This is a genomic window from Actinomadura sp. BRA 177, from assembly GCF_013372625.1.
In the GTDB taxonomy this organism is placed as follows: domain Bacteria; phylum Actinomycetota; class Actinomycetes; order Streptosporangiales; family Streptosporangiaceae; genus Spirillospora.
The window spans coordinates 1-1,281 of sequence record NZ_JABXFD010000070.1 but is presented as its reverse complement, the minus strand read 5'-3'; the positions used below and the strand labels follow the sequence as shown (position 1 = coordinate 1,281).

General features: G+C 75.0%; 2 protein-coding genes. Both read left to right on the top strand.

What is annotated here, in order from left to right; genetic code table 11:
* The first annotated feature begins 288 nt into the window (after positions 1 to 288).
* A complete protein-coding gene (locus HUX53_RS01045; RefSeq protein ID WP_176401279.1) occupies positions 289 to 786 on the top strand; it encodes an XdhC family protein in 498 nt (165 codons plus the stop codon).
* Positions 786 to 1,281, top strand: a 496-nt coding sequence (locus HUX53_RS01040) for an alcohol dehydrogenase catalytic domain-containing protein (protein ID WP_176401278.1), incomplete at its 3' end; no start/stop codon positions are given. The genes HUX53_RS01045 and HUX53_RS01040, both read left to right, overlap by 1 nt.

Below are 1,281 nucleotides of genomic sequence, written 5' to 3'. Positions count from 1 at the left end.
CAGAGGTGAATACGAGACAGGCTGCGCGCTCGCCTGGGCGATCGGCGCAGCCGCGCCGCGCCGATCGCCCAGGAGAGCGCGCAGCGGGCGCCCGCGGAGTCGTCCACCCCCACCACCACGCGGGGGCCGCCCTCCGGTCTCGCGATCACGATCCCTCCTGTGCCGCCGGGTGCCAGGTAGTTTAGGCATACCCGTTCGGCGGGGGGAGTGCCACGTTTGGGAAAGACCGGTTTGCGATAAGGGCGTGGCCCCTGGACCGGCCGCCGCCGCGCGCGGCACACTTCGGGTATGGGCACACCGCACGAGACCGACCCGTCCTGCGCCGTCGCGCACGGCGACGCCCCGCCCGAGGCGGCGGAGCGCACGCTGGTCGCGGTGTTCGCCGGCGCGGTCGCCGACCACCTGCTGCGCTACGGCGCCGACCTCGGCTACCGGACGTTCCTCGTCGACCCCGACAAGGACCGCGACGGGACGACCGACCTCCCGGCCCTGGACGGCACCGCCGACGTCATCGTCACCGACCACCACCGCCCCGAGCTCGGAGCCGTCCTGCGCGACGTGCTGACCCAGCCCGTCCGCTGGGTCGGCGTCATGGGCAACCCGCGGCACCCCGCCCCGCACATCCCGGCGCTCACCGAACTCGGCGTCCCCGCGAGCGACATCGCGCGGGTGCACCGCCCCATCGGCCTGAACATCGGCTCCAAGTCCCCGGCGGAGATCGCCATCGCCACCCTCGCCGGGCTGATCGCCGACCGCAACGGCCGCCCGGGCGGCTTCGAGTTCTGATGCGGGCGGTCGCCTACGACGCCTTCGCGGCGCCGCCGTCCGTCCGCGACCTGCCCGACCCGCGCGTTCCGGCGGGCGGCGCGGTGATCCGCGTGGAGGCCACCGGCGTCTGCCGCAGCGACTGGCACGGCTGGCAGGGCCACGACCCCGATATACGCGCGTTCCCGCACGTCCCCGGCCACGAACTGGCCGGCACGATCGAGGAGACCGGCGCCGGCGTCACCCGGCACCGCCCCGGCGACCGCGTCACGGTCCCGTTCGTCTGCGCCTGCGGCCGCTGCCCGTCGTGCGCCGCCGGGGACCAGCAGGTGTGCGAGGCCCAGACCCAGCCGGGCTTCACCCACTGGGGCTCGTTCGCCCAGTACGTCGCGATCGAGAACGCCGACGTCAACCTGATCGGCCTCCCGGACGAGATGTCGTACACGACCGCCGCCGGGCTCGGCTGCCGGTTCGCCACCGCGTACCGGGCCGTGACGGCCCGGGGCGGCGTCACCG